A 25,249-nucleotide genomic window follows, 5' to 3' on the forward strand; every position below is an offset into this window, starting at 1 on the left:
CAGATTAACTTCTACTTCTTAAGTAACCCGCCTAATCTAATCTTTCGTTGTTGCCAGCTACGCACAACAGAGTATCGCCACAGAGCTGTAATACCAAAGTAGCCAGCAATTGCAGAGGCGATACCGCAAATAATGCAGCCAAGTAGGAAAGGGGGGCCGATAGTGCTCATCTGGTGCAAGATAAACTCCCACGATAACTCAAAGTGAAAAGCCTGTGGAGGAGTGTGCATTACCCAAGCGCCCACTTTGTACGCAAAATAAAACAGCACTGGCATGGTAATGGGGTTACTTACCCAAACTAAAGCCACGGATAAAGGAAGATTAACGCCACAAAGAATGGCCAAGCCAGCGGACATGATCATCTGGCTAGGGAGAGGAACGAAAGCCATAAATAGGCCAACAGCAAATGCCCCAGACGCAGAGCGGCGGTTTAGACACCATAGGTTTGGGTTGTACAGCACGTTGCCAAAAATTTTGAGTGCTTTCTGACGCTTTATTACTTCGTGGTCAGGCATAAAGCGTTTGATGAATTTTCTTGGCATAGGGAAATATGACTCTCTACTTTAATTACTGGACGCTTATTTCGTTCTCTTTCCTTATATCAACCGCTCAATTTTGGTGGTACATGCCATCATGGGAGTGGTTGTTTCCCTGTCTCTTGACCCTGATGCTCAGCATAAGCTCAAAATCGCTGAGGTGGTGTGCTGGTTTTGTATTCGCATGCTTGATACTCGTGGTACACAGTAACCTTTTACGTCACCAGCAAGCAATCCTTTTCCAAGCTGGTCAGGATATTACCATAAATGCGAAGGTTGACAGCTTTTTTAAGCAAATAAGTCACGGTTTTCAAGGGGAAGCTGTGGTGAGATCAATTAACGGTAAAGACTTACACATTTTATTGAGGCCTAGAATATGGCTTGCCTCACCTGACATGCTTACCCTAGGTGATGAGATCACCGCGAGAGTTAAGCTTAAGCCTATTGTCGGTTTACTCAATGAGGTTGGTTTCGATCGCGAAACGTATGCGTTACAAAAGCGTATTGTGGGTAAAGCCACTGTCAAAGTGAAAGCGCATTATTGGGTTCGTCAGTTAAGTACTATTCGTTATAGCTTGTATCAGCAAGTTGCGGACTCTATAGATCTCCTGCCAAGCCGTGGGATAATTTTGGCCCTGACGTTTGGTGTTCGTGATGCTCTGACCGCTGAGTTAAAAGAACACTTAAAAGCCAGTGGGCTCAGTCATCTCATCGCTATTTCGGGGTTACATATTGGCATTGTTTTTTATGTCGGTTGGTTGTTAGGAAAGTGGGTTTTAAGAGCTTTGCCTAAAGCAGTACATGCTCCCTTTGTCATTGCGATTGCATTAGCAAGTACATACGCATGGTTAGCCGGGTTTTCCATTCCCACTCAAAGAGCACTTTGGGCATGTTGCTTAATGGTGCTCTTGCAAGTCTCCTTTAAGCGTCTTCCTGCTAGCTACAAGTGGCTGATGATTCTATCTTGGTTGTTGATGCTTGACCCATTTTCATCGACGTCTTCTAGCCTCTGGTTATCCATGTGGGCCGTCGCGATTATTCTTATTTTTGTTTCATTACATCCACGCGCAAGTTGGATAAATGCACTACGACTACAACTGGTATTAGTGGTTGGAATGACTCCGCTTGTTGCGGCTTCTTTTTATGGTCTTAGTTTAAGTAGCTTTTTATACAATTTAGTCTTTGTTCCTTGGTTCAGTTTCATTGTGGTCCCAATGACATTGTTGGCGTTGATGATGGAGTGCCTGTTGAACGCATCTTTTATGTGGGGATGGGTCGATGTAGTTTTAAAACCAGTATTGTTTGCAATTCCCCTTGCTGAGAATGGTTGGGTGACTCTTAGCCAACACCAAATAGCTTTATTATTTCTGGGATTTTTCTTCTTGGTGCTGACTCACTGGCTAAGCCGTCTAGGCATGGCAGCTATAGTGATTTGCTTGTTTATCCATACTATCAACTGGAGGACTCCCCCAGTATGGCAAGTCTTTGTTTTAGATGTTGGTCACGGCTTAGCCATTGTAGTGAAGCAAGGTTCTCACGCCATTGTTTATGACACAGGTATGGCTTGGAGCGGAAGTAGTATCGCAGAGCAAGTGATCACTCCTTTTCTCCACTACCATGGAGTCGATGAGATTGATATGTTGATTGTATCTCATTCGGATATGGACCATTCAGGAGGAATGGAACATCTCATTCAATATTGGCAACCAAAAAAACTGATTGCAAGTCAGCAAATAACGGGTGCTCAAGCCTGCCTTAGAGGGAGTGATTTACAGTGGGGAAACCTGGAATTAGAGTTTTTGTGGCCATCCAATGTGGTCAAGCGAGCATACAACCCGCATTCATGCGTTGTACGACTTTTTCATCCTGAGTTCCAGCAATCCGTTTTGTTATCTGGCGATGTGGATGCCATTGTTGAGTGGCTGCTGGTAAGAGAGGCTGAGTTACTTGACAGTGACATTCTCATTGCTCCTCATCATGGCAGCCGGACTTCATCAACTCCCCGTTTTATAGAATCAGTTAGTCCAGAATTGGCCATAGGCTCAACGGCCAAAGCAGGGAAGTGGTTTTTGCCTCATCCAAGTGTTGTAAAAAGATACCAAAAGTTAGGGGCTCAATGGCTCGACACTGGTAGTGCTGGACAAATTAGCATCAGCTTTTATCCACTAGAGTGGAAAGTGGAGGCAATCAGAGCAAGGAAAGGTCGGGCTTGGTATAGGCAGACGCTACGTAAGGGGGTAGAATAGCGCGAATATTGTAAGAAAAATAAGCAGTTCTATGTCTCTTAATCAAGATGAAACGACCCTGCAGACTTTTAAGCGTCTCTGGACCTATATTCGCCTGTACAAAGCGGGTCTCGCTGTCGCGGTCGTTGCTCTCATTATCAATGCGGTTGCGGATACTTACATGGTATCGCTACTAAAACCTCTACTGGATGAAGGTTTTGGGGATACCGAATCTAATTTTCTTCGCACGCTGCCTTTCATTGTTTTTGGCATGATGGTTCTTCGAGGACTGAGTGGATTTGTTTCTGCCTACTGTTTGAGTTGGGTATCAGGCAACGTCGTTATGTTAATGCGTCGGCGGATCTTTAGTCAGTTTATGCATATGCCGGTGTCTTATTTTGATAAAGAATCCACAGGTGGGTTGCTGTCTCGCATTACTTATGACTCAGAGCAGGTAGCAGGTGCCACCAGTCGAGCCCTAGTCAGTATTGTTCGTGAAGGTGCAAGTATTATCGGTTTACTGGTACTGATGTTTTGGAATAGCTGGCAACTGTCACTGGTACTTTTCATTGTCGCACCACTTGTTGCTTGGGCCATTGGTATTGTTTCAAAGCGGTTTCGTAAGATATCTAAGAGTATGCAAGACACTATGGGGCATGTGACTGCATCTGCGGAACAGATGTTAAAAGGGCATAAGGTCGTACTAAGTTATGGAGGCCAGGGGGTTGAACGAGAGCGCTTTGATACTGTGAGCAACCAAATGCGCCAGCAGTCGATGAAGCTGGTTGCTGCACAAGCCATTGCCAACCCTGTGATTCAGATCATTGCTTCTATCGCCTTGGTTGTGGTGCTTTTCTTAGCGAGTGTGGATTCGATTAAAGAACAGCTGACACCCGGTACCTTCACGGTCGTCTTTTCCGCTATGTTTGGACTATTACGTCCACTGAAAGCTCTCACCAATGTGACTTCAGAGTTTCAGCGAGGTATGGCGGCGAGCCAAACCTTGTTTGCCTTAATGGACTTGGAAACAGAGCAAGACAACGGTCAGTATGAGACTGACAAAGCTCGTGGCGAAGTGACTGTAAAAAATGTGACGTTTACTTATGAAGGGAAAGAAGCTCCAGCACTGCGAAATGTGAGCTTTAGTATACCTAAAGGCAAAACGGTCGCACTTGTTGGTCGTTCTGGTTCGGGTAAGAGTACCATTGCTAACCTCTTTACCCGTTTTTATGACGTTGATTCAGGCAGCATCGAATTAGATGGTCATGATATTCGGGATTACAAGCTGACCAACCTCCGTAGTCATTTTGCGCTGGTTTCGCAAAATGTGCATTTATTTAACGACACCATTGCCAATAACATCGCTTATGCTGCCACTGAGGATTACAGCCGTGAGCAGATTGAAGAAGCAGCTCGCTTAGCTTATGCGATGGACTTTATCGATAATATGGATGATGGGCTGGATACCATTATTGGTGAAAACGGGACAAGCCTTTCCGGCGGTCAGCGTCAGCGTATCGCCATTGCCCGCGCTTTATTGCGTGATGCACCAGTTTTGATTCTCGATGAAGCGACCTCTGCACTTGATACCGAGTCAGAAAAGGCTATTCAGTCAGCATTAGATGAGCTTCAGAAGAACAAAACGGTACTTGTGATTGCGCATAGATTATCTACGATCGAAAAGGCCGATGAGATTCTGGTCGTTGACGAAGGTGAGATCGTTGAGCGTGGTGATCATGCCACCTTGATAGAGAAAGACGGCGGGTATGCGCAATTGCATCGAATTCAGTTTGGTGCTTAAACGGTGATTGAAAAAATCTGGTTTGAAAACCATCCTATTCGCTATGTTTTGTGGCCCTTGTTGTGGCCACTTAGCCGAGTTTTTTGGATGATCAGCCGAGCTCGGCGTCAAGCATTTCAATCGGGTAAAAAAGACAGCTATAAAGCGCCTATACCTGTTGTAGTCGTGGGTAATATTACCGCTGGTGGTAATGGTAAAACACCTGTTGTGATTTGGCTGGTGGAGAAACTCCAAGCAATGGGATATTCACCAGGGGTCGTTTCTCGCGGTTATGGCGCGAAAGCGCCGTGCTATCCTCTGCTAGTGGAAGAGCAAACATCGACCAAGCATTGTGGTGATGAGCCTAAACTTATTTTCAAGCGCACCGGTGTGCCTGTTGCAGTATCTCCTGTGCGCAGTGATGCCGTGAAAACTTTGCTTCCTCTTGACGTAGATATTGTCATTACGGATGATGGTTTACAGCACTACGCACTACAAAGAGATGTTGAGATTGTGGTGGTAGATGGCCATCGTCGATTTGGCTGTGAACAGCTCATACCTCTTGGCCCTCTACGTGAACCAACAGAGCGGTTAGCCTCGGTTGACTTCATTATCACCAATGGTGGTCAGGTAAGAGAGAATGAAGCTGCCATGACATTGACACCTAAGCTTGCTGTTAACCTGAAAACAGGAGAAACAGTGCCTGTAAGCCATTTAGACCAGCTCGTTGCGATAGCTGGTATTGGGCATCCTCCTAGGTTTTTTCACACGTTGGAGGCTCTTGGCGCGTCTCCTGTTGTAACCCAAGGTTTTGCCGACCACAAAGATTTTGAACCGTCAGAGTTGAGAGCCTTGGCAAGTCAAGGCCAACATTTGATTATGACAGAGAAAGATGCAGTAAAATGCGCGAGCTATGCAGAGCTAAACTGGTGGTATCTTCCGGTCACTGCTAGTTTTAGTGCTCTAGATGAGACGCGTATTTTGAGTAAGATTAAAGAGGTTAAGGAAAAGTATGGATCATCGTCTGCTTGAGATTGTTGCTTGCCCAGTGTGTAAAGGCAAACTAACGTTTGATAAAGATAAACAAGAACTGATCTGCAAGTTAGATCGCCTTGCTTACCCTATCAAAGAAGGTATTCCTGTTTTGTTGGAACCAGAAGCGCGCGAGATGAGCATGGAAGAGGGGCGATAATGTCGTTTACTGTTGTCATACCAGCGCGATACGAGTCCACTCGTTTGCCCGGTAAACCATTAGCTGATATTGGTGGGAAACCAATGGTTCAGTGGGTTTATGAGCAGTCTTTACAAGCCGGTGCAGAAAAAGTCATTGTGGCAACTGATGATGTGCGGGTTGAGAATGCTGTTAAAGCATTTGGTGGTGAAGTTTGTATGACGTCTGCAGAACATGAATCGGGAACTGAGCGTTTAGCTGAAGTCGTTAAGGTCATGAAGATTCCAGATGATCATGTGATCGTGAATGTTCAGGGGGATGAACCGCTGATCCCGCCTACCATTATTACGCAGGTGGCTAATAACCTTGCTGCAAGCCAAGCTCCAATGGCGACCCTAGCGGTAGAAATCTCACATGAAGACGAAGTTTTTAACCCGAATGCTGTGAAAGTTCTAACGGATAAAGATGGTTATGCGATGTATTTTAGTCGTGCAACTATACCTTGGGATCGAGATAATTTTGCCAATGGTGGAAAAACGGTTGCTCAACCTCTGATGCGTCACATAGGAATATATGCCTATCGTGCTGGCTTTATTAATACCTATATCAACTGGGAACCAACCACCCTAGAGAAAATCGAAAGCTTAGAGCAACTTCGTGTACTTTGGTATGGTGAGAAAATTCATGTTGAGGTGGCGAAAGAAGCGCCTCCAGCAGGAGTGGACACACCAGAAGACTTAGAGGTAGTGAGAAAACTCATTGCTAACAAATAATGAAAGGCCCCAGCGGGGCCTTTTTTATGGTTAGATTTTACCATCGTAGTCGTTGCGTTTAGGGCAAGTACCGAGAATCTCTCTTCTACCTGACTCTTTGACCTCTTCAAGAATGACATCAAACCCCCAAAGGCGATATAAATGCTTCAAGACTTCATCATAGCTATCGTCAAGTGGAATACGGTCATGTGGCACATACTGTAGTGTGAGTGAACGATCACCTCTAACATCGACATTGAAGACCTGAATATTCGGCTCAAGGCTGCTTAAGTTGTATTGGCCTGCCAATTTTTCACGAATGTCCCGATAACCAAGGTCATTGTGGATAGCTGTGACTTCGACGTAGTTCTTCCTATCATCATCGGTAATGGCAAAAAGCTTAAAATCACGCATTAGTTTAGGAGAGAGATATTGACTGATGAAGCTTTCGTCTTTGAAGTTTTTCATTGCAAAGTGAACGGCCTCGAGCCAATCCGTTCCCGCGAGCTCTGGGAACCATTCTTTATCTTCGTCAGTAGGTTCTTCACAGATTCTGCGAATATCACGGAACATAGCGAAGCCTAAAGCGTAAGGGTTAATGCCGCTGAAGTAAGGGCTGTTATAGGCAGGTTGAGCCACCACACTGGTATGACTGTGAAGGAACTCTAAAATGAAACGTTCGGTCACTAGCCCTTCGTCATACATGTGATTGAGTATGGTGTAATGCCAGAAGGTTGCCCACCCTTCGTTCATCACTTGAGTTTGCTTCTGAGGGTAGAAGTATTGGCTGATTTTTCGCACTATACGAACGATTTCTCGTTGCCAAGGTTCAAGTAGTGGTGCGTGTTTTTCAATAAAGTAGAGAATATTCTCTTGTGGCTCGGATGGGAATCGGACTTTCGATTCTTCTTGCTCTACTTTCCCTTTGGGCACGGTACGCCATAAGTCATTGACTTGAGATTGTAGATAAGCTTCTCGCTCTTCCTGACGCATTTTTTCTTCTGCAATAGAGATTTTTTCGGGGCGTTTATAACGGTCAACACCAAAATTCATCAGAGCGTGGCATGAATCCAATAAGTCTTCTACCTCTTGTACACCATATTTTTGTTCACATTCCGCAATGTAGTTTTTGGCAAACAGTAAGTAATCGATAATGGAGCTTGCGTCTGTCCATGTTTGAAACAGGTAATTACCTTTAAAGAAGGAGTTGTGACCATAACACGCGTGTGCCATAACTAGTGCTTGCATAGTCACTGTGTTTTCTTCCATTAAGTAGGCGATACAAGGATCTGAATTGATAACAATTTCATACGCAAGTCCCATTTGACCATGTTTATAGCCTTGCTCCGTCTGGATGAATTTTTTGCCAAATGACCAGTGATTGTAGTTGATGGGCATACCGATACTTGAGTAAGCGTCCATCATCTGCTCTGACGTGATGACTTCGATCTGGTTAGGGTAGGTATCCAGACGATAGTGATCGGCGACACGTTTTATTTCTACGTGGTAGCGTTCAAGAAGGTCAAATGTCCAATCTGGGCCATCTGGCAGCGTCTTTTTCTTCGTTGCCTTTTTCGTTTTCGTTGTCATAGCGGCCTCCCTAAGCGGTTTCTTTTTTGAATAGCTCTCGGAATACTGGGAATATGTCTTCGACACTGCGAATGTTTTTCATTGCAAAATTATCAAAGGCACCTTCCAGTTTCTCGTACTCATGCCATAGGGTCTGATGAGAGCGGCGCGTGATTTCGATGTAAGAGTAATATTGACAGGTAGGTAGTAGATTCTTTGTTAATAGCTCACGGCAACGTGGTGAATCATCTGCCCAGTTATCGCCATCAGAAGCTTGTGCAGCGTAAATGTTCCAATCTCCCACTGGGTATCGTTCTGCGACAATTTCTTTCATTAACTTCAGAGCACTTGATACGATGGTGCCGCCTGTTTCCTGAGAATAAAAGAATTCATGTTCGTCCACTTCTTTTGCTTGCGTGTGATGGCGGATAAAAACGACATCCACGTTTTCGTAAGTCCGGGTTAAGAACAAGTACAATAAAACGTAAAAACGCTTGGCAATATCTTTGGTTGCTTGATCCATGGATCCTGAAACATCCATTAAGCAGAACATTACCGCTTGGCTTGATGGGATAGGGCGTCTTTCATAGTTTTTGAATCTAAGGTCAAAGGTATCGATGAAAGGAACTGTGTCGATTTTCCTTCTTAGGTCTTTAATTTCTTTTTTAAGTCTTTTTTCTTCAAGTAGCTGAGCAGGTTCACTCATTTTTACCTGATCAAGCTCCTGCTCAAGTTCTCTTAACATCCGCTTTTTACCTGCTGTCATTGCTGTTCGACGTGCAAGAGACTGCTGAAGAGATTTAACAATAGCAATGTTGGCAGGAACACCGGCAGTTTGGTAACCCGCTCGGTGTGTTTTCCATTCGGTGATTTTATGGATCTGATTTTTTTCCAGATTGGGAAGCTCTAGATCTTCAAACAGAATGTCTAGGTATTCATCTTTTGAAATTTGGAATACGAATTCGTCTTGCCCTTCACCGTCGGGGCTAGCATCACCCTCACCAGAACCTCCACCTTGACCGCCCCCTTTAGGGCGCTCAATTTTATCACCAGTAATAAACTGGTCATTACCCGGGTGGACCCGCTCTTTTACACCGCCTTTGCCTTGGTGAAAAATAGGCTCTTTTATATCTTTATGAGGTATCGCGACATCTTCGCCTGTTTCGGTATTCGTGATTGAACGGCGATTGACTGCGTCTGCGACAGATTCTTTGATTTGTTCTTTATGACGACGTAAAAAGCGTTGGCGGTTTACCGCGCTCTTATTTTTTCCGTTCAGTCGTCGGTCAATAAATTGCGCCATGAGTCACCCCTCTTTTGGTACATGCCTTTGTGACAGGGCATGCATCTTGTTCGCGTCCAATAACCTGCCAGAGCATGAATCTGGCAGGTACTTCATTGGCTTTCCTCTTCTAGCTCCGAGGAAGGTTATCTCAGCTATTAAGATGATTTACGCACGCGTAAATACCATTCCGATAGCAAGCGAACTTGCTTCTCTGTATAGCCTTTCTCCATCATGCGAGCGACGAAGTCGTCATGTTTCTTCTGATCTTCAGAAGAGGTTTTCGCATTGAAGGAGATAACGGGTAATAGTTCTTCCGTATTTGAGAACATTTTCTTCTCAATAACAGTGCGGAGTTTCTCGTAGCTTGTCCAAACAGGGTTTTGTCCGTTGTTATTTGCACGTGCACGAAGAACAAAATTCACTATTTCGTTACGGAAATCTTTAGGGTTACTAATACCTGCCGTTTTCTCTATTTTCTCTAGCTCATTGTTCAGTGCAGAACGGTCGAAGAGCTGGCCTGTTTCTGGGTCACGATACTCTTGGTCCTGAATCCAGAAGTCCGCGTAGGTGACATAGCGGTCAAAAATGTTTTGACCGTATTCAGAATAAGATTCTAGGTAGGCGGTCTGAATCTCTTTACCAATAAACTCAACGTAGCGAGGCACAAGATACCCTTTGAGAAACTCAAGATATTTCTCTGCGGTTTCTTGAGGGAACTGCTCACGTTCAATTTGTTGCTCAATTACGTAGAAAAGGTGTACTGGGTTTGCAGCGACTTCAGTCTGGTCGAAATTAAACACTCTTGACAAGATCTTGAATGCGAAACGCGTTGATAAACCTGACATGCCTTCGTCAACGCCCGCAAAATCACGGTACTCCTGATAGCTCTTTGCTTTTGGATCGGTATCTTTTAATGTTTCACCGTCGTAGACGCGCATCTTAGAGAAAATTGATGAGTTCTCGGGATCTTTTAGTCGAGAGAGAATGCTAAATTGAGACAGTAATTCCAGTGTACTTGGTGAACAGGGTGCTTTGGCAAGCTCTGAGTGATCAAGCAGTTTCTGATAGATTTTGACTTCTTCGGAAACACGTAAACAGTACGGAACCTTGACGATGTATACACGATCGAGGAACGCTTCGTTGTTTTTGTTGTTACGGAAAGTTTGCCACTCGGATTCGTTTGAGTGGGCAAGTATCATGCCATCAAATGGAAGGGCAGACAGACCTTCGGTACCGTTGTAGTTGCCTTCCTGGGTGGCTGTTAGTAAAGGGTGAAGCACTTTGATTGGTGCTTTGAACATCTCGACGAACTCCATCAAGCCTTGGTTAGCTCGGCACAAAGCGCCTGAGTAACTGTAAGCATCTGGGTCGTCCTGAGAGTAATGTTCTAACTGGCGAATATCCACCTTACCGACAAGTGAAGAAATGTCTTGGTTGTTTTCATCACCAGGCTCAGTTTTGGCAATTGCAACTTGATCCAAGATGGAAGGTCGTACTTTTACCACTTTGAACTTAGTAATATCACCACCAAATTCGTGTAGGCGTTTTGCTGCCCATGGGGACATGATCGATCGCAGATAGCGTTTTTCGATGCCATATTCGCGTTTTAGTAGCTCCCCATCTTCGCCTACGTCGAATAAACAGAATGGATGGTCGTTGACTGGGCTGCGCTCTCCATCAGCGGATAATACGTAAATTGGTACTTGCTGCATGAGCGCTTTCAGTTTCTCTGCCAAAGAGGATTTACCGCCGCCAACAGGGCCGAGCAAGTAAAGAATCTGCTTACGTTCTTCCAAGCCTTGAGCTGCATGTTTCAAGTAAGAAACGATTTGTTCAATCGCTTCCTCCATCCCATAAAAATCTTTGAAGGTTTCGTAACGGGAAATGACCCGATTCGAAAAAATTCGGCTTAAGCATGGATCTTGCGCTGTATCGATTAGCTCTGGTTCGCCGATTGCCATTAGTAGACGCTCTGCGGCATTGGCGTAAGCACTTTTGTCATCTTTACATAGCGTCAAGAATTCCTGTAAAGATAATTCTTCATCCTTGGCAGCTTCGTAGCGCGCTTGGTAATGGTCGAAAATACTCATAATGAATTCCCCTCTGAACCTGTCTTTGTAGACAATCAACCCGCATAGAAAAAACAAATCCTTTCCTATTAAAGACTAGTCGGTTTTTAGAATTTTGCTTAAAAAATATGTGTTTATTTGCAAATTGTGACATTTGACCACTTGTTAAATATCAACAAAAAATTAGAGGAATCGAATGCAAAGTGGTTGATATTTACTGTGTGAATAAATATGGCCAATGGATATCATTTTTGCCAACTAAAACAGAGGATTGCTTATTGATAATGAGTTCTTTTATGAAGTCTTGTTCTGTATTGAGTGCTTAGATGGCCATTTCTATTAGGAAGTCGGCACCTTATTGTGGAAAATAGCAGCATTAAATTGGCTGTTTGACTTGCTTTTCGTAACACCTCAAATTCAAGACAGCTGGTTGTCACCAGTTTTTGGTTTGGCGTACGTTTTTTAGAGATTGTTTCTGAAAACAAAAAGGGCTGCCAATTGACAGCCCTTTTCATTGAAACGATAGGTCAAGCATTAAAAATTTGTTTAAGTTCATTGCTGCACAGATGATATTGGCGAGGGCAGTTGCGCCAAGTTATCAGCATTCGTCGGTATTTTTCCAGCATTGGCATTTGTGCATTGAAATGATGATCGCCTTTATCAAACTGAGAATATAAGCCTTCAGAATCGACAAGAAATCTCACGTAGTGAACTTGCTGTGCCTCAGTCGCAATGTCGAAACCGAGGAAAGCCAAACGGCGTTGATCGATATCTCGCTGCTCTGTTTCAGACAGCATTTTGGCAGACTCTTGCATAGCATGAAACATTTCCATGATATCAATGATTTCTCGGCATTCCGCTTCTTTCAAGCAACCGAATTCTTTGTCCAGTTCTCGTATCTGAAGTTCGTAACCGCGTTCAACGATCGTTTGTAAACGGCTGTATTTCGCGGCGTTCTCTGGATTCAACTGAGACATGAGGTAATACTGGTTAGATAGGATCAATCGTTGAGCGTTAGTCATTTCCATGGTGGCCTCACTAAATAATCTAATACATCTTTAATGTGCTTAGGTTATCGTTTCATTCCACCATGAAACATGATCTCAAACCATGTTTATTATGAAAAATGTAAAGAAATTTCAGTTTTGATGGTTACTTTTTATGGTAGTGGTTATAGATGTAATCGCGGTCGGAGAAAACCCGTAGCCATTCAGGCTTGAACACTGCAAACATCGCCATCGTCATGCCGTTCAACAGCCCTTCAGGAAAAGCAAGTAATGGGACAAATACCATGTAGTTGTCGACTACGGTTTCCCAGTCGTATGATCCCTGTATCACATGGTAAGCAGAGTTGATGAGCAGATGTGCGCTTCCTGTTAACGCGCCATTGAAAAAACCGGCTACGAATATAAAGACAAATATGTTTCTAGGTAAGTACCGGTAGCTTGTGAGAAAGATAAAATAGCTAATGGCGATTGGTAATAGGCAGGAAAGAAGAAGATACTCTGGCAGTTCAGTGAAACTGCGTTGGCCAAATAAGGCTAATAACAAAGAAATGATGATGGATAAGCAATAGGCACTGCGCCAACCATACATTAGAGTCAAAGAGGTCAGCGCTAGAAAATGAATCGACAGCCCTTCTTTGACACCTGCTTGTGCAGACCAAAGAGCAAATAAGGCCAAGATGACAGCGAAAGTTAGGTGTTGAAAGCCTCGCTCTGCGCTGAGCTTAGGCCAGAAAGTGTAGTAGACATCTTTCCAGATAAAATTAATTGAAAGCAGGACGATAACGAGCGCGAATAGTTCGGATAGCAACAAAGTGACCTCAAAAAAATACCAGCCTGATAGGGCTGGTATTTTTTACGAAATAGTCACTAGATGGTATCAATATTTTACGTTTGAGTGATACTGCTCAAGGATTGAAACAATATTATCCATGGTTTCTTTTGAAGGTGGATTCGTCCCTTCTAATGGGTATTCAATGCCTAGCGCTTCCCATTTATGTGCGCCCAATTTGTGATATGGAAGCAACTCCACTTTTTCAATGTTATCCATGTCTTTAATGAAGTCTCCCAGCATGTGTGCGGATTCCTCATCATCAGTATAGCCAGGGACCACGACATAACGGATCCACGTTTTTTGACCAATGTTATGCAGATAACGTGCAAAGTCTAGGGTTCGCTTATTAGATACCCCGATAAAGTCATGATGAATTTCGTCTTTCATATGTTTAAGATCGAGCATGACAAGGTCTGTCGCTTCCAATACTTGATCAATCACTTCAGTATGTTTGCGAATATACCCATTCGTGTCCAAGCAAGTATGAATACCCTCTGCTTTTGCTGCTTGGAAGAAATCTCGTACGAACTCAGGCTGAAGCATAGCTTCGCCACCTGAACAAGTTACGCCACCACCTGAAGCATTCATGAAGTGACGATAACTTTTCGCTTCACTGATGATCTCATCAACCGTGACTTCCTTGCCTCCATGTGTGTCCCACGTGTCTCGATTATGGCAGTACATACATCGCATTAAACATCCTTGCATAAAGACAATAAAGCGAATACCTGGTCCATCAACTGTTCCACAGGACTCGAAAGAATGGATACGGCCGGTTGTTGACATGTGTACATCTCTAATTAGTGATTTGTTCGTTATTTTATTACAAAAAGTAGGGTTTAAATAGCACTTCAGGGTTTTATCGCTAAGTTTTTGCTGACTAATAAAAAAAGCGCACATAGACTAAAATGTATGTTATAAAAATGTTGCCATTAGTGATTTTTATAATAATTGGTATACATATAGGCTAGGCAAGTTATTGGCTACATCCGTCTGATGTTAAAGGATTTTCTATGAATATGCTTGCGCTTTCACAGAAACAAAAAGTGACTCTGTTTTTAGTTGTACTGACAATAGGGTTTGTCACTCTCGCTGTTTTTACTTCTTCAAGGCTGACTCATATGAGTGAGCAGTATCACCACAGCGGTGATATTTCATCTGGTTCGATTTCAATCTATCAAACTCAAAGTAAGATACTAACGCTGAGTAGCGAATTAGATAATTTGGCAGGCTCACAAGTCGCACAAGCGAAGCAGGATATAGCTGATATAGTTGAGGCTGTTAATAACGATGTTTCCTTTTTAAATACGCTTAATCTTAAGCGTTATGGAGGCGAACTAGAGCAGAGTATTAACAATTTTCAAACCACAGCAATACCATGGCTAGAGCTAAAACAGGAACTCGGTTTTAATATTGATGAAGGAAAGTTGGGCGAGCTGAAGAAGCTAGCTAGTATTATTGAACAGAAGATTGCTGAAACGGGCATGGTGACGCTTAACTCTGACTTCCAAGCTATGGTTAAGTCCCAACAAAACTACTTACTCCAGCCGAATGAACAAAACCTCAAGCTATTCAACAGGGCGATGGGGGCGTTTGAAAGTATGTCTAATGTCTACGCTATGTTGGAATTGTATGAGAAAGAGATAGAGCAATACAAAGCGACATTTGTTCGTGTCAGTGAGCTTTCTCAGCAACTTGGCAGTGTTGAGCAGCAACTTATTTCAAATAAAATTCAACTGACGCAATTGATTGCTTCTATTACCAGTGAATTAAGCGGCATCAGTTCTGAGTATCAAATGTCAGCTGAGAAGTCATCAGAGCAGACTCTTTGGTCTATTCTCGTTGCCTGTATTATTTTGGCTGTTTTCACTATTGCTATTTTCATCATGCAAAGCACTTCATTGTCGCGCTCTTTAACTAAGACCAGAGAAATACTTCATAACGTTTCAGCAGGCGATCTTTCTAAGCGTATGGTGTTAACAAAGAACCCTAATGATGAGTTTAATCAACTGGCAATTAGCATTAATGAAAGTTGTGAGAACCTTGGTGAGTTGGTTTCTGGGGTACAAGAGAGTGGTCAAGCGCTATCGGGCAACGCGGCTGAGCTTAATCAGGGGTTGGATAAGCTGGCGCATCACCAATCAGAAGTACTTGGACAGACCCAATTGCTAGCCTCAGCTACCGAAGAAGTCAGTGTGACAACACAAGAAGTGTCGAATTCATTGGAATTTGTCTCTGAAATCAGTCGTTCTTCAACTGAGTCGGCGGAAAAAGGTGCGCAAATCATCGGAGCTGCAATTGGCTCTCTGGAAGAAGTGGGCTCGATTTTGACATCTGCCGCAGGACACATTCAGCAGTTGGAAGAAGCGTCTTCCAAAGTTGACTCAGTGATGGAAATCATTAACGGTATTGCCGAACAAACTAACCTTCTTGCTCTAAATGCGGCCATTGAAGCTGCGAGAGCTGGCGAGCAAGGCCGAGGCTTCGCTGTCGTTGCTGATGAAGTTCGTAGCCTTGCTGTAAGAACGGTTGATGCAGTGGCGGAAATTTCGGAAACGATCGATACCATGAAGAAAGAGAGCGCTGAAGTGATTCAATACATTGGTCAATCCGAAACATCGATGCGTACAGGTCAGGAAAAAGGTCATGAGGCCATGCAGGCACTGCGAACCATTACGGAAAAGGCGGATGAAGCCTCTCATCAAACGGATGTAATTTTTGCATCAATTAAAGAGCTAGCAACAACCAGTCAGTCAATGGCCGATAATATGACTCAGATTTCCAGCGCAATGAAAGAGCTAGAAGAGAATAATGAACAGTTGCGTTCCGTCAGCCAAGTTGTTGAGCAAAGAGCTGGCAGCCTCAATAGTGACTGCCAGAGGTTCACGATTTAAAAGAATGCGTATAACGCGAGGCCACCTGTTCCGTACATTGAGTCTTTCGCTTCTTTGTAGTCAGGTGTTTTGGCCGTCGCTGTCACCGCAGCGCCAAAGTGTTCATTATACCAAGCAAAGCCAGCCATTGCGCTGGCTTGTTTTTCTTCTAGTGTTACATCATAGATACTTGGGTTTTCACCGTTGCTATTAGCGTAGTCGACCACACCTGAGCGGTCACCTTCGATGGTAATATCGTTAAAGCGGTAGCGAGCTTCAATGCCACCGAATACAAACCAACCGCCTTTAGAAGCACCTAGCATTCCTGCACGGAATGGGTTTTCGTTATCAATGTTGGCAGCGCCCATGCTACCGGCTAAATCTGTTCCCCAGCGGAACATAAAGCCTGTTGATACATCACTGCGGAAATTACCAGCGTTCACTTCTGAAACGTTCGAAATTTCCCAGTCTGTATTTGCCATTGCACGATCACGCCAAAGGTTAAAATGACTGAGGTACCCAATGCCACCTACAAATTCATCATCGACTTGATAGGCCCAGCCACGAGGTTCATCAGAGCCGGTAATACCGTGGACGATATCTTGTGCCTGGTCAGCTAATGAGCTTTCACCTGTTGTACCCAAAGTTAAATTGAAACGCTGGGCTTGCTGAGGATGAAGACTGATGTAATTAAATTCAGCATGAAGGTAGCCTGCGTAAGGGCGTTCATTGGGCATAGGAGTTGTCGCTTCAATATCTGAAGGGGTATACATTTTATGGCCAAGTGTGAATTCATATTTATCTAAAGACGTACCACCCCAAAATGATAAGCTCATTGGGTTGGTTAACCAATTGGGAGTGACAGCATCAGAGGTATAGGTGAGAAACAGTCCGTTGGTATAATCCTGATCGACACCGAATACGCCATCATTATCGATAGAAAACGATACAGTTGAACGTTCTGAAGCGACGGCGCTTGAAGCCAACAATATCAAGGGAAGAGTGCGTAATAGGTTCATTTCAATACATCATTTCTGAATGGAGCCTAGATATTACTCCATATCGTATTCATCAGAGAGGAAAGAAAGAAAATTGAAATATAAATGTGGCTTGAGTCTAACTTTTGATTTGCTTCGCAATAAAAAAGCCCCGCTTAATTATGAAGCGGGGCTTTAAAGTCAATCAACCAAACTTATAGTGATTCGGTGAAAGTACGTGCGATAACATCTTGCTGCTGTTCTGCAGTCAGAGAGTTAAAACGTACTGCGTAACCAGAAACACGAATAGTTAGCTGTGGGTATTTTTCAGGGTGCTTAACAGCGTCTTCTAGAGTATCGCGGTTAAGTACGTTCACGTTTAGGTGCTGACCACCTTCGATACCTGCTTCGTGGTGGAAGTAACCATCCATCAGACCAGCAAGGTTAGCACGCTGTGAAGTCTCTTCTTTACCCAGTGCATTCGGCACGATAGAGAAGGTGTAAGAGATACCATCTTTCGCGTGAGCAAACGGCAGTTTACCAACAGACGTTAGAGAGGCTACCGCGCCTTTTTCATCACGGCCGTGCATTGGGTTTGCACCTGGAGCAAACGGAGCGCCTGCGCGACGACCGTCTGGCGTGTTACCAGTTTTCTTACCGTATACAACGTTAGATGTAATAGTAAGGATAGACTGAGTAGGAACAGCATCGCGGTAAGTCTTAAGCTTACGGATCTTGTTCATGAACACTTCTACTAGTTCACAAGCGATGTCATCTACGCGAGCATCGTTGTTACCAAATTTAGGGTAATCGCCCTCGATTTCGAAGTCGATTGCAATACCATCTTCGTCGCGGATTGGTTTCACTTTCGCATGTTTAATTGCAGATAGTGAGTCAGCTGCGATAGATAGACCTGCAATGCCACAAGCCATAGTACGGTAAACGTCACGATCATGTAGCGCCATCAGTGCAGACTCGTAAGAGTACTTATCGTGCATGAAGTGGATGCTGTTTAGTGCAGCAACGTACTGCTTAGCTAACCAATCCATGAAGTGGTCTAGGTTATTCCACACTTCGTCGAAGTCTAGTACTTCGGAAGTGATCTTAGGCATTTCTGGACCAACTTGCATCTTCAGCTTCTCATCAACACCACCGTTGATTGCGTAAAGCATAGTTTTCGCAAGGTTAGCACGAGCACCGAAGAACTGCATTTGCTTACCAACAACCATTGGAGATACACAACAAGCGATTGCGTAGTCGTCTGACTCCATGTCAGGGCGCATTAGGTCATCATTTTCGTACTGGATAGAAGACGTATCGATAGATACCTTCGCACAGAACTTCTTGAAGCCGTCAGGTAGCTGCTCAGACCAAAGTACAGTAATGTTTGGCTCTGGAGAAGGCCCCATTGTGTATAGAGAGTTTAGGAAGCGGAAGTTAGTACGCGTAACTAGTGTACGGCCGTCAAGACCCATACCACCCATAGACTCTGTTGCCCAGATTGGATCGCCAGAGAATAGATCATCGTACTCAGGAGTACGTAGGAAACGAACCATACGCAGTTTCATCACGAAGTGGTCAATCATTTCCTGAGCTTGTACTTCAGTGATCTTACCAGCAGCGATATCGCGCTCGATGTAGATATCTAGGAACGTCGAAGTACGGCCTAGAGACATAGCCGCGCCGTTTTGAGATTTAACCGCTGCTAGGTAACCGAAGTAAGTCCACTGGATTGCTTCTTGTGCAGTTTCAGCAGGACGAGAGATGTCACAACCGTATTTCTCAGCCATAACTTTCATTTGGCCAAGTGCACGGTGCTGCTCAGCGATCTCTTCGCGCAGTTGCATAGTCATTTGAAGATCTTCGCCATTCTCAAATTTCTCTTGTAGAGAAGCGAATTGAGCTAGCTTGTCTTTAATTAGGAAGTCGATACCGTAGAGCGCAACGCGACGGTAGTCACCGATGATACGACCACGGCCGTATGCGTCTGGAAGACCAGTTAGAACACCAGATTTACGACATTTTAGGATATCAGGAGTGTAGATATCGAAAACACCCGCGTTGTGTGTTTTACGGTAATCTGTGTAGATTTCTTTGATTTTAGGATCCAGTTCACGACCGTAAACTTTACAAGAACCTTCAACCATGCGGATACCACCGTTAGGGATGATAGCGCGCTTAAGAGGAGCATCAGTTTGAAGACCAACGATAGTCTCTAGATCTTTTTCGATGTAGCCTGCATCGTGAGCAGTGATGGTAGAGATAACGTCAGTATCGAAGTCAACAGGTGCGTGAGTTGAGTTCTCAATTTTGATACCTTCCATTACCTTAGCCCAAAGCTTGTTAGTAGCTTCAGTACCTTCAGAAACTAGGAAAGATTCGTCGCCTTCATACGGTGCGTAGTTCTTCTGAATGAAATCACGAACGTTTACTTCGTTTTGCCAATCACCTTCAGCAAAACCTTCCCAAGCTTTAGCAAATTGCTCTGCCATGACATACCTACCTTTTTAGTAGAAAAAACACGTACCTGTCTGATCCGTTGAGCGAGTCAGGTTCCCATCGCTGGGGCGGTACACTCTTTATGAATAACAATATGTATAGTTTCTAATTGTGATTACTGAAAGCACTACAAACTATAAATATTGTTACTTTCTGATACGGTTTCTTATTAACTTGGTTTCAAGGTTAAACTAAAAAAAAGTTGCAAACCTTAAACTAAATCAATAAATCCTCAAAAAACTCGATAAAAATAGGGTGGCAAAGCTTGCCACCCACAAAATAATTGAATTGTTATAACCAAGCTTGGATGCCGTACTGGCCTTCAAGCATGCCAACCGCCAGCATAGCGACGAGACAGATAACGAGTACGCCAACTGGGATCACTATCTTGTCGACAAATGACAGGCGAGCAGCACGTTCTTTATCACCAATCAGGCCATTATTATCGAGTAGCATAGTCAGAGCCCAAGCAAGTACAGGGTTGACGACAGCAGAACCAAAGATACAGATACCTGCTGCTTGCGAATCTTTCGAGTCTTTCACCATCTGCATACCCGCTTCGAGTAGAGGAAGTGAGACACCAACAAGAAGAGCTACACGCATGACAGGAGGCCATACTGCGATATCCATTGGGAAACCAAGGATTGCAATAATCATTACTAGAAGACCTAGAAGGATAGCTCCGCCAGGGATAGGGCGTTTTGCGATCGCTGCTGGGATCATGTAAGTACCCCAAGATGAAGTGATGTTACCACCACCCACAGCTGTACCCACCATCTGACGAACAGAACACATTGTCATGGTGTCATCAACGTCCATCAGTACTTTTTCAGTCTTTTTAGGGTAGTTCAGTTCTTGGAAGATACGGTGACCTAGGAAGTCAGGAGACCACATAGCGACTGCTAGGATTGCAAACGGTAGTGATGCAATGAAGTGTTCCATATTAGGAAGACCTAGCATCCAACCTTCTTCGGTGCTGCCCCACCAGTACACTGGGTTTAGGTTAGGAAGACCTGTTTCCGTGACGAATTTAATGTCGAAACCTGCGCCAAGTACGAGTGCAATCGCTAAGCCTGTAAATGCACAGACGGGAATCGCAAGCCAACGTTTGTTTACTTTTGCCAAGAACGCATATAGAGCAATGGTTACGGCTAGGACAATCAGGCCAACGTAGCCCATGCTGCCAGCGGCTACTGTGTCCGATTGAAGACCTACAGCCCAAGCTTGGATTGAGTTTATTTGGCTCATGGTTCCAGTTAGGCCGAGGAAGATCAACAAGCCGCCAGCAGTACCTTGTGAGGTCAAATTAACGAGCTTAGACCCGCCTTTGAGGAAACTCAGTAGCAGGCCGAAGATACCGATAAGAATCGCCAATGCAAGAGGGTGCGCGCCAGCTAAAGCGATGGTACCGATTAGAGGGATCATTGGACCGTGGTTACCAGCTAGGTTTGCTTTCGGGTTAATAAAGCCGGAAGCCAGTACACAGAAGAGCAATGCAGGAATTAACATTTCTACACGAGCAACTTCGATAGCAAAGTCTTTACCTAGGTTGATGTGATCCCATGCTGCGGTCAGACCTTCAGCCCATGACATCATTACGGCGGAATACATTGCAATAATGCCGATGGTCCCTGCTAATGCGGGGACTAAATCTTCGAGCTCAAAGCGGAAGTCACGACCAGGTAAGTTTAAACCGAAGCGACGAGGCTTCATGATTTGTAGTTCATGATCTAGATAATCTGAACGGCTTACAAACTCGGAAGCTGGGCGGTGCAGCTCACGATAGCTCTTCTCTTCGATATCCGAATCAGAGTGCGGTTTATTGACTGCGTCTGACATAGATTCCTCATATTCTAAAAAGTTAATAATTCTTCAAAGAGTCGCCCGTAATTATTGTAGGTAGACGATCTTATTAAAAACCTGACTCAGCTTCCTGCATTTGGGTCCTTGAACTATTGTCTGTGCGGTGTGTTTAACGTGCTTAAGCATAGACGATAGAAAAGACAAAAATTGGCTTATTGAGGCTTTTATCTTTGTGGCGAGTGTAACGTGCTAACCCTAAAGAGTGATTGATTTAGATCACTTTATGAAAGAATGTGAAAGAAAACTACAGGGTGATTGAGATGATAATGAGTTATTGAAATTCAAAGTGAAAATAATTTTCACAATGTGATTTTTTCGACTTTTGAAACAACATCAATATTAGACTCTTTATCACTATTGAGAGAATTGTTGAGATAGATCTGGTTTTTATAAAAATGTTAATTTATCGGTTCGGTAGATAATGTGTTTATAAAAATGATTTATGCGCATTATGGAGATAATTGCACTATAAATTGAATGTTTAATCGTATAAAGTGGTTATATATCTCAAAAATGAAGGTTAATAATTTGTTGCATGTTGCTCTGGGGAGTGCTAGTTTGTAGCGAAATATGGGTGGAACCCAGCAGTTAACCAACCACAAGAGCCGTACAAAGGGTTGGTAAAATAATAAAAGACAGGGAGTATTAGCGCATGAATGATGTACCAGCGCTGGACATAAAGGAACTGCACAAAACATTCGGGCAAAATGAAGTCCTTAAAGGTATCTCGCTTGAGGCACACAAAGGGGATGTTATCTCCATTATTGGTTCATCAGGTTCAGGTAAAAGTACCTTTCTAAGATGTATCAACCTTCTTGAAACGCCTACCGAAGGTGAAATTTGGGTAAACGGTGAGTTGATCCAAATGAAAAATAATCGCCAAGGTGAGGCTATTCCAGCCAACGAAAAGCAAGTACAGCGCATCCGTTCTAGGCTTGCCATGGTATTTCAAGGGTTCAATCTTTGGTCGCACATGACCGTTCTTGAAAATGTTATTGAAGCGCCAGTACACGTGTTAGGCGTACCTAAAGCTCAGGCGTTGGAGAATGCCGAGCTGCTACTCAAAAAAGTTGGCCTGTACGAGCGTAAAGATTATTACCCTGGTCACCTCTCAGGTGGACAACAGCAACGTGCGGCTATTGCACGAGCATTGGCTGTTGATCCTGAAGTGATGCTATTTGACGAGCCTACCTCTGCACTTGACCCAGAGTTGGTAGGTGAAGTGTTGGGTGTAATGCGAGATTTGGCTGAAGAAGGCCGAACCATGTTGGTTGTAACGCATGAAATGGCATTTGCACGCGATGTTTCTAACCATGTCATGTTCTTACACCAAGGTTTAGTGGAAGAGCAGGGAGACCCTGCTAAGCTCTTCACTAACCCAGACTCAGAACGTCTACAGCAGTTCATCTCATCAATTTACTAAGCTTGCATTTACAGCAGGCTAACGACAGACACAATATAAGATAAAAATCACAATCACAGGAGTATGGAAATGAAAAAGTGGTTAGTAGTTGCAGCTTTGGCTGCTACGGCAGCAACAGGTGTGGCTCAAGCGAAAGATTGGAAGACAGTTCGCTTTGGTATTGAAGGTGCGTATCCTCCATTTAGCTGGACAGAAGCGGATGGCTCTCTTAAAGGCTTCGACGTAGACATGGCAAATGCTCTATGTAAGGAAATGCAGGTCCAATGTAAGATCGTTGCGCAAGACTGGGATGGCATTATTCCTTCTCTACTAGCGCGTAAATACGATGCAATCATTGCTGCGATGTCCATCACTGAAGAGCGTAAGAAGAAAGTCGATTTCACAGGTAAATATGCTCAGATTCCTAACAAGTTCATTGCGAAGAAGGGCGCAGGTCTTGATTTTGACAACCTAGATGGTCAAAAAATCGCGGTTCAACGTGCTACAACTCACGATAAGTATCTAACTGATAACTACGGTGACAAAGTAGAGATCGTACGTTACGGCTCTTTTGACGAAGCGTATCTTGATCTAGCGAACGGTCGTGTGGCTGCGGTTCTTGGTGATGCATCAGCTCTAGAAGAAGGTGTTCTAAACAAAGAAGGTGGTGAAAACTACGAGTTTGTTGGCCCAGCACTGACTGATGCTAAATGGTTTGGTGAAGGTATGGGTATTGCTGTTCGCAAGCAAGACAAAGACCTTACTAAGAAGCTAGATGCTGCAATCTTATCTCTACGTGAGAAAGGTGTTTACCAAGAAATTGCTGCTAAGTACTTCAAATACGACGTTTACGGTCAGTAATCATCGAAAAGCGACCGCTGGTTCTAGTTCCTAGAAGTAGCCAGCGGTCGAATTATATCTATAGCTTGTTGATGGTTATATAAGTCAGTAAGCTTTGAGTCTAGGGATCAGGAACTCACCTATGCTGGATTTACAAGGATACGAAGCCTCTATATTTAAAGGGGCCATTGTGACCATAGAAGTAGCATTGCTTTCGCTGCTGCTTGCGATGGTTTTAGGCATGCTGGGCGCATTGGCAAAAATGGCGCCATACCGCTGGGCACGCGCAATTGCAACACTTTACACCACAGTTATCCGTGGTATTCCCGATTTAGTTTTAATGATGCTGATTTTCTTCGGCGGACAAATTCTGCTTAACAATAGCTTATATGCCATTAATGAATCATTGAATGAGTGGTTTGCTTCTAGTGACCCAAATCATGAATGGACGTCATACCTGCCGGATTACATTGATGTCAGTCCATTTATCGCCGGTGTGCTTACGATTGGCTTTATTTTTGGTGCTTACATGGCGGAAACTTTCCGTGGTGCAATCATGGCTGTGGATAAGGGCGAATTAGAAGCGGCAAAAGCTTACGGGATGAGTCCAGTCTTGGCCTTTCGACGCATCCTTTTACCTCAAATGATCCGTCACGCGTTGCCTGGATTTGGCAATAACTGGTTAGTATTACTAAAGACAACAGCGTTGGTTTCCATTATCGGCTTGGAAGATATGGTCCGTATGAGCTCACTCGCTGCGGGTTCTACTAAAATGCCGTTTACCTTTTACATGGCTGTTGCGATCATTTTCCTTTTCTTCACCAGTGTATCGACGGGCTTGCTCAAGCTTGTAGAGCGCAAATTCAGTATTCATGCGAGGTAAGAAATGGATTTCTCACTGATTATCGAAAGTTTACCTATTTATCTCGAAGGGTTGTGGACGACTGTGTGGCTGGTGGGGCTCGCGCTGATTATTGGCTTAGTTGTGGCTATCCCACTGGGCGTGGCGCGTAACAGTACCAACTATTTAATCAATGGACCAAGTTGGGCATTTATCTACTTTTTTCGAGGTACACCGCTGCTCGTACAGCTTTATTTGATTTATTACGGAATGGATCAGTTCTTCCCAGTGAAAGACACTCTGTGGGAAAACGCTTGGTTTTGTGCTCTTGTTGCTTTTGTTCTCAACACATCAGCATACACGGCTGAAATTATCCGTGGTGCTATTAATGGTTTACCTAAAGGTGAAGTTGAAGCGGCTAAAGCCTATGGAATGGGGACATTTATGACATACCGTAGGATCATTTTGCCAAGCGCTTTGCGTCGAGCATTACCTGCTTATAGCAACGAAGTGATCTTTATGCTTCACGGTAGTGCGGTTGCAGGTATCGTCACGATTGTGGACCTCACAGGTGCGGCACGATTGGTTAACTCTCGCTACTATGCGCCATTCGAATCTTTCTTAACGGCTGGTCTATTCTATATGATGTTGACGTTTATTATTCTTTGGTGTTTCAAATACGCAGAGAAACGTTTCTTGGCATATTTGAGGCCGTTAAGCTGATTGGT

At 44.0% G+C, this 25,249-nt stretch carries 20 protein-coding genes; 10 read left to right on the plus strand and 10 right to left on the minus strand.

The genetic code is table 11. The features are described 5' to 3' along the window. Positions 1–11 precede the first annotated feature (11 nt). On the minus strand, positions 12–542 hold the full coding sequence (locus tag L1D23_RS09740) for a DUF2062 domain-containing protein (RefSeq protein WP_239837263.1): 531 nt from the start codon (positions 540–542) through the stop codon (positions 12–14). Between the two features lie 8 nt (positions 543–550). Here L1D23_RS09740 and L1D23_RS09745 point away from each other — a divergent pair, with 8 nt between their 5' ends. From L1D23_RS09745 to kdsB, 5 genes are read left to right on the plus strand one after another with little or no spacing between them, the layout of a single operon-like run. Next, entirely contained in the window at positions 551–2,782 is a 2,232-nt protein-coding gene (locus tag L1D23_RS09745; protein WP_239865889.1) for a DNA internalization-related competence protein ComEC/Rec2, read from the plus strand. A gap of 31 nt (positions 2,783–2,813) precedes the next feature. Further along, complete coding sequence (msbA, locus tag L1D23_RS09750) at positions 2,814–4,562, plus strand: lipid A ABC transporter ATP-binding protein/permease MsbA (RefSeq protein ID WP_239865891.1); 1,749 nt, start codon at positions 2,814–2,816, stop codon at positions 4,560–4,562. A gap of 3 nt (positions 4,563–4,565) precedes the next feature. Then, entirely contained in the window at positions 4,566–5,573 is a 1,008-nt protein-coding gene (lpxK, locus tag L1D23_RS09755) for a tetraacyldisaccharide 4'-kinase (RefSeq protein ID WP_239865893.1), read from the plus strand. Further along, on the plus strand, positions 5,554–5,733 hold the full coding sequence (locus tag L1D23_RS09760; protein ID WP_239837259.1) for a Trm112 family protein: 180 nt from the start codon (positions 5,554–5,556) through the stop codon (positions 5,731–5,733). Before lpxK ends, L1D23_RS09760 begins: the two co-directional genes overlap by 20 nt. Further along, positions 5,733–6,485, plus strand: coding sequence for a 3-deoxy-manno-octulosonate cytidylyltransferase (kdsB, locus tag L1D23_RS09765; RefSeq protein WP_239837258.1), 753 nt, complete (start codon positions 5,733–5,735; stop codon positions 6,483–6,485). Before L1D23_RS09760 ends, kdsB begins: the two co-directional genes overlap by 1 nt. Positions 6,486–6,515: 30 nt before the next feature. Here the strand turns inward: kdsB and L1D23_RS09770 are convergent, their stop codons facing one another. The 6 genes from L1D23_RS09770 to pflA all read right to left on the minus strand — a co-directional run bounded on the left by L1D23_RS09770 (position 6,516) and on the right by pflA (position 14,012). After that, a complete protein-coding gene (locus L1D23_RS09770; RefSeq protein WP_239837257.1) occupies positions 6,516–8,054 on the minus strand; it encodes a SpoVR family protein in 1,539 nt (512 codons plus the stop codon). A gap of 10 nt (positions 8,055–8,064) precedes the next feature. Further along, entirely contained in the window at positions 8,065–9,336 is a 1,272-nt protein-coding gene (locus L1D23_RS09775; protein WP_239837256.1) for a YeaH/YhbH family protein, read from the minus strand. Between the two features lie 137 nt (positions 9,337–9,473). Next, positions 9,474–11,408 (minus strand): PrkA family serine protein kinase, encoded by a 1,935-nt coding sequence (locus tag L1D23_RS09780; protein WP_239837255.1) that lies wholly within the window; start codon positions 11,406–11,408, stop codon positions 9,474–9,476. Positions 11,409–11,914: 506 nt separating this feature from the next. After that, positions 11,915–12,415: a YfbU family protein gene (locus tag L1D23_RS09785; protein ID WP_239865894.1), complete on the minus strand. Its 501-nt coding sequence runs from the start codon at positions 12,413–12,415 to the stop codon at positions 11,915–11,917. Between the two features lie 124 nt (positions 12,416–12,539). Beyond that, entirely contained in the window at positions 12,540–13,205 is a 666-nt protein-coding gene (locus L1D23_RS09790) for an energy-coupling factor ABC transporter permease (RefSeq protein ID WP_239865895.1), read from the minus strand. 66 nt (positions 13,206–13,271) lie between these two features. Continuing rightward, positions 13,272–14,012, minus strand: a complete 741-nt coding sequence (gene pflA, locus L1D23_RS09795; RefSeq protein WP_239865896.1) for a pyruvate formate lyase 1-activating protein — start codon at positions 14,010–14,012, stop codon at positions 13,272–13,274. Positions 14,013–14,239: 227 nt separating this feature from the next. Here pflA and L1D23_RS09800 point away from each other — a divergent pair, with 227 nt between their 5' ends. Continuing rightward, positions 14,240–16,120: a methyl-accepting chemotaxis protein gene (locus L1D23_RS09800; protein WP_239865897.1), complete on the plus strand. Its 1,881-nt coding sequence runs from the start codon at positions 14,240–14,242 to the stop codon at positions 16,118–16,120. On the opposite strand, the gene L1D23_RS09805 is transcribed toward L1D23_RS09800, so the two are convergent. The 3 genes from L1D23_RS09805 to L1D23_RS09815 all read right to left on the minus strand — a co-directional run bounded on the left by L1D23_RS09805 (position 16,117) and on the right by L1D23_RS09815 (position 21,414). Further along, positions 16,117–17,118: a lipid A deacylase LpxR family protein gene (locus L1D23_RS09805; RefSeq protein ID WP_239865898.1), complete on the minus strand. Its 1,002-nt coding sequence runs from the start codon at positions 17,116–17,118 to the stop codon at positions 16,117–16,119. The two genes, L1D23_RS09800 and L1D23_RS09805, sit on opposite strands and share 4 nt — an antisense overlap. Before the next feature lie 173 nt (positions 17,119–17,291). Continuing rightward, positions 17,292–19,568, minus strand: a complete 2,277-nt coding sequence (pflB, locus tag L1D23_RS09810; protein WP_239865899.1) for a formate C-acetyltransferase — start codon at positions 19,566–19,568, stop codon at positions 17,292–17,294. A 298-nt stretch (positions 19,569–19,866) separates the two neighbouring features. After that, positions 19,867–21,414 (minus strand): DUF3360 family protein, encoded by a 1,548-nt coding sequence (locus L1D23_RS09815; protein WP_239865900.1) that lies wholly within the window; start codon positions 21,412–21,414, stop codon positions 19,867–19,869. A 676-nt stretch (positions 21,415–22,090) separates the two neighbouring features. Here L1D23_RS09815 and L1D23_RS09820 point away from each other — a divergent pair. From L1D23_RS09820 to L1D23_RS09835, 4 genes are all read left to right on the plus strand, one after another. Further along, positions 22,091–22,861 carry an ABC transporter ATP-binding protein gene (locus tag L1D23_RS09820; RefSeq protein ID WP_239865901.1) on the plus strand — a complete coding sequence of 257 codons (771 nt, stop codon included), beginning with the start codon at positions 22,091–22,093 and terminating at the stop codon, positions 22,859–22,861. Between the two features lie 69 nt (positions 22,862–22,930). Continuing rightward, a complete protein-coding gene (locus L1D23_RS09825; RefSeq protein ID WP_239865902.1) occupies positions 22,931–23,701 on the plus strand; it encodes an ABC transporter substrate-binding protein in 771 nt (256 codons plus the stop codon). 121 nt (positions 23,702–23,822) lie between these two features. Continuing rightward, a complete protein-coding gene (locus L1D23_RS09830; RefSeq protein ID WP_045974540.1) occupies positions 23,823–24,563 on the plus strand; it encodes an ABC transporter permease in 741 nt (246 codons plus the stop codon). 3 nt (positions 24,564–24,566) lie between these two features. Beyond that, positions 24,567–25,244 (plus strand): ABC transporter permease, encoded by a 678-nt coding sequence (locus L1D23_RS09835; protein ID WP_239865903.1) that lies wholly within the window; start codon positions 24,567–24,569, stop codon positions 25,242–25,244. Positions 25,245–25,249 lie beyond the last annotated feature (5 nt).

Source organism: Vibrio sp. Isolate24, from assembly GCF_022398215.1.
Taxonomy (GTDB): domain Bacteria; phylum Pseudomonadota; class Gammaproteobacteria; order Enterobacterales; family Vibrionaceae; genus Vibrio; species Vibrio coralliilyticus_A.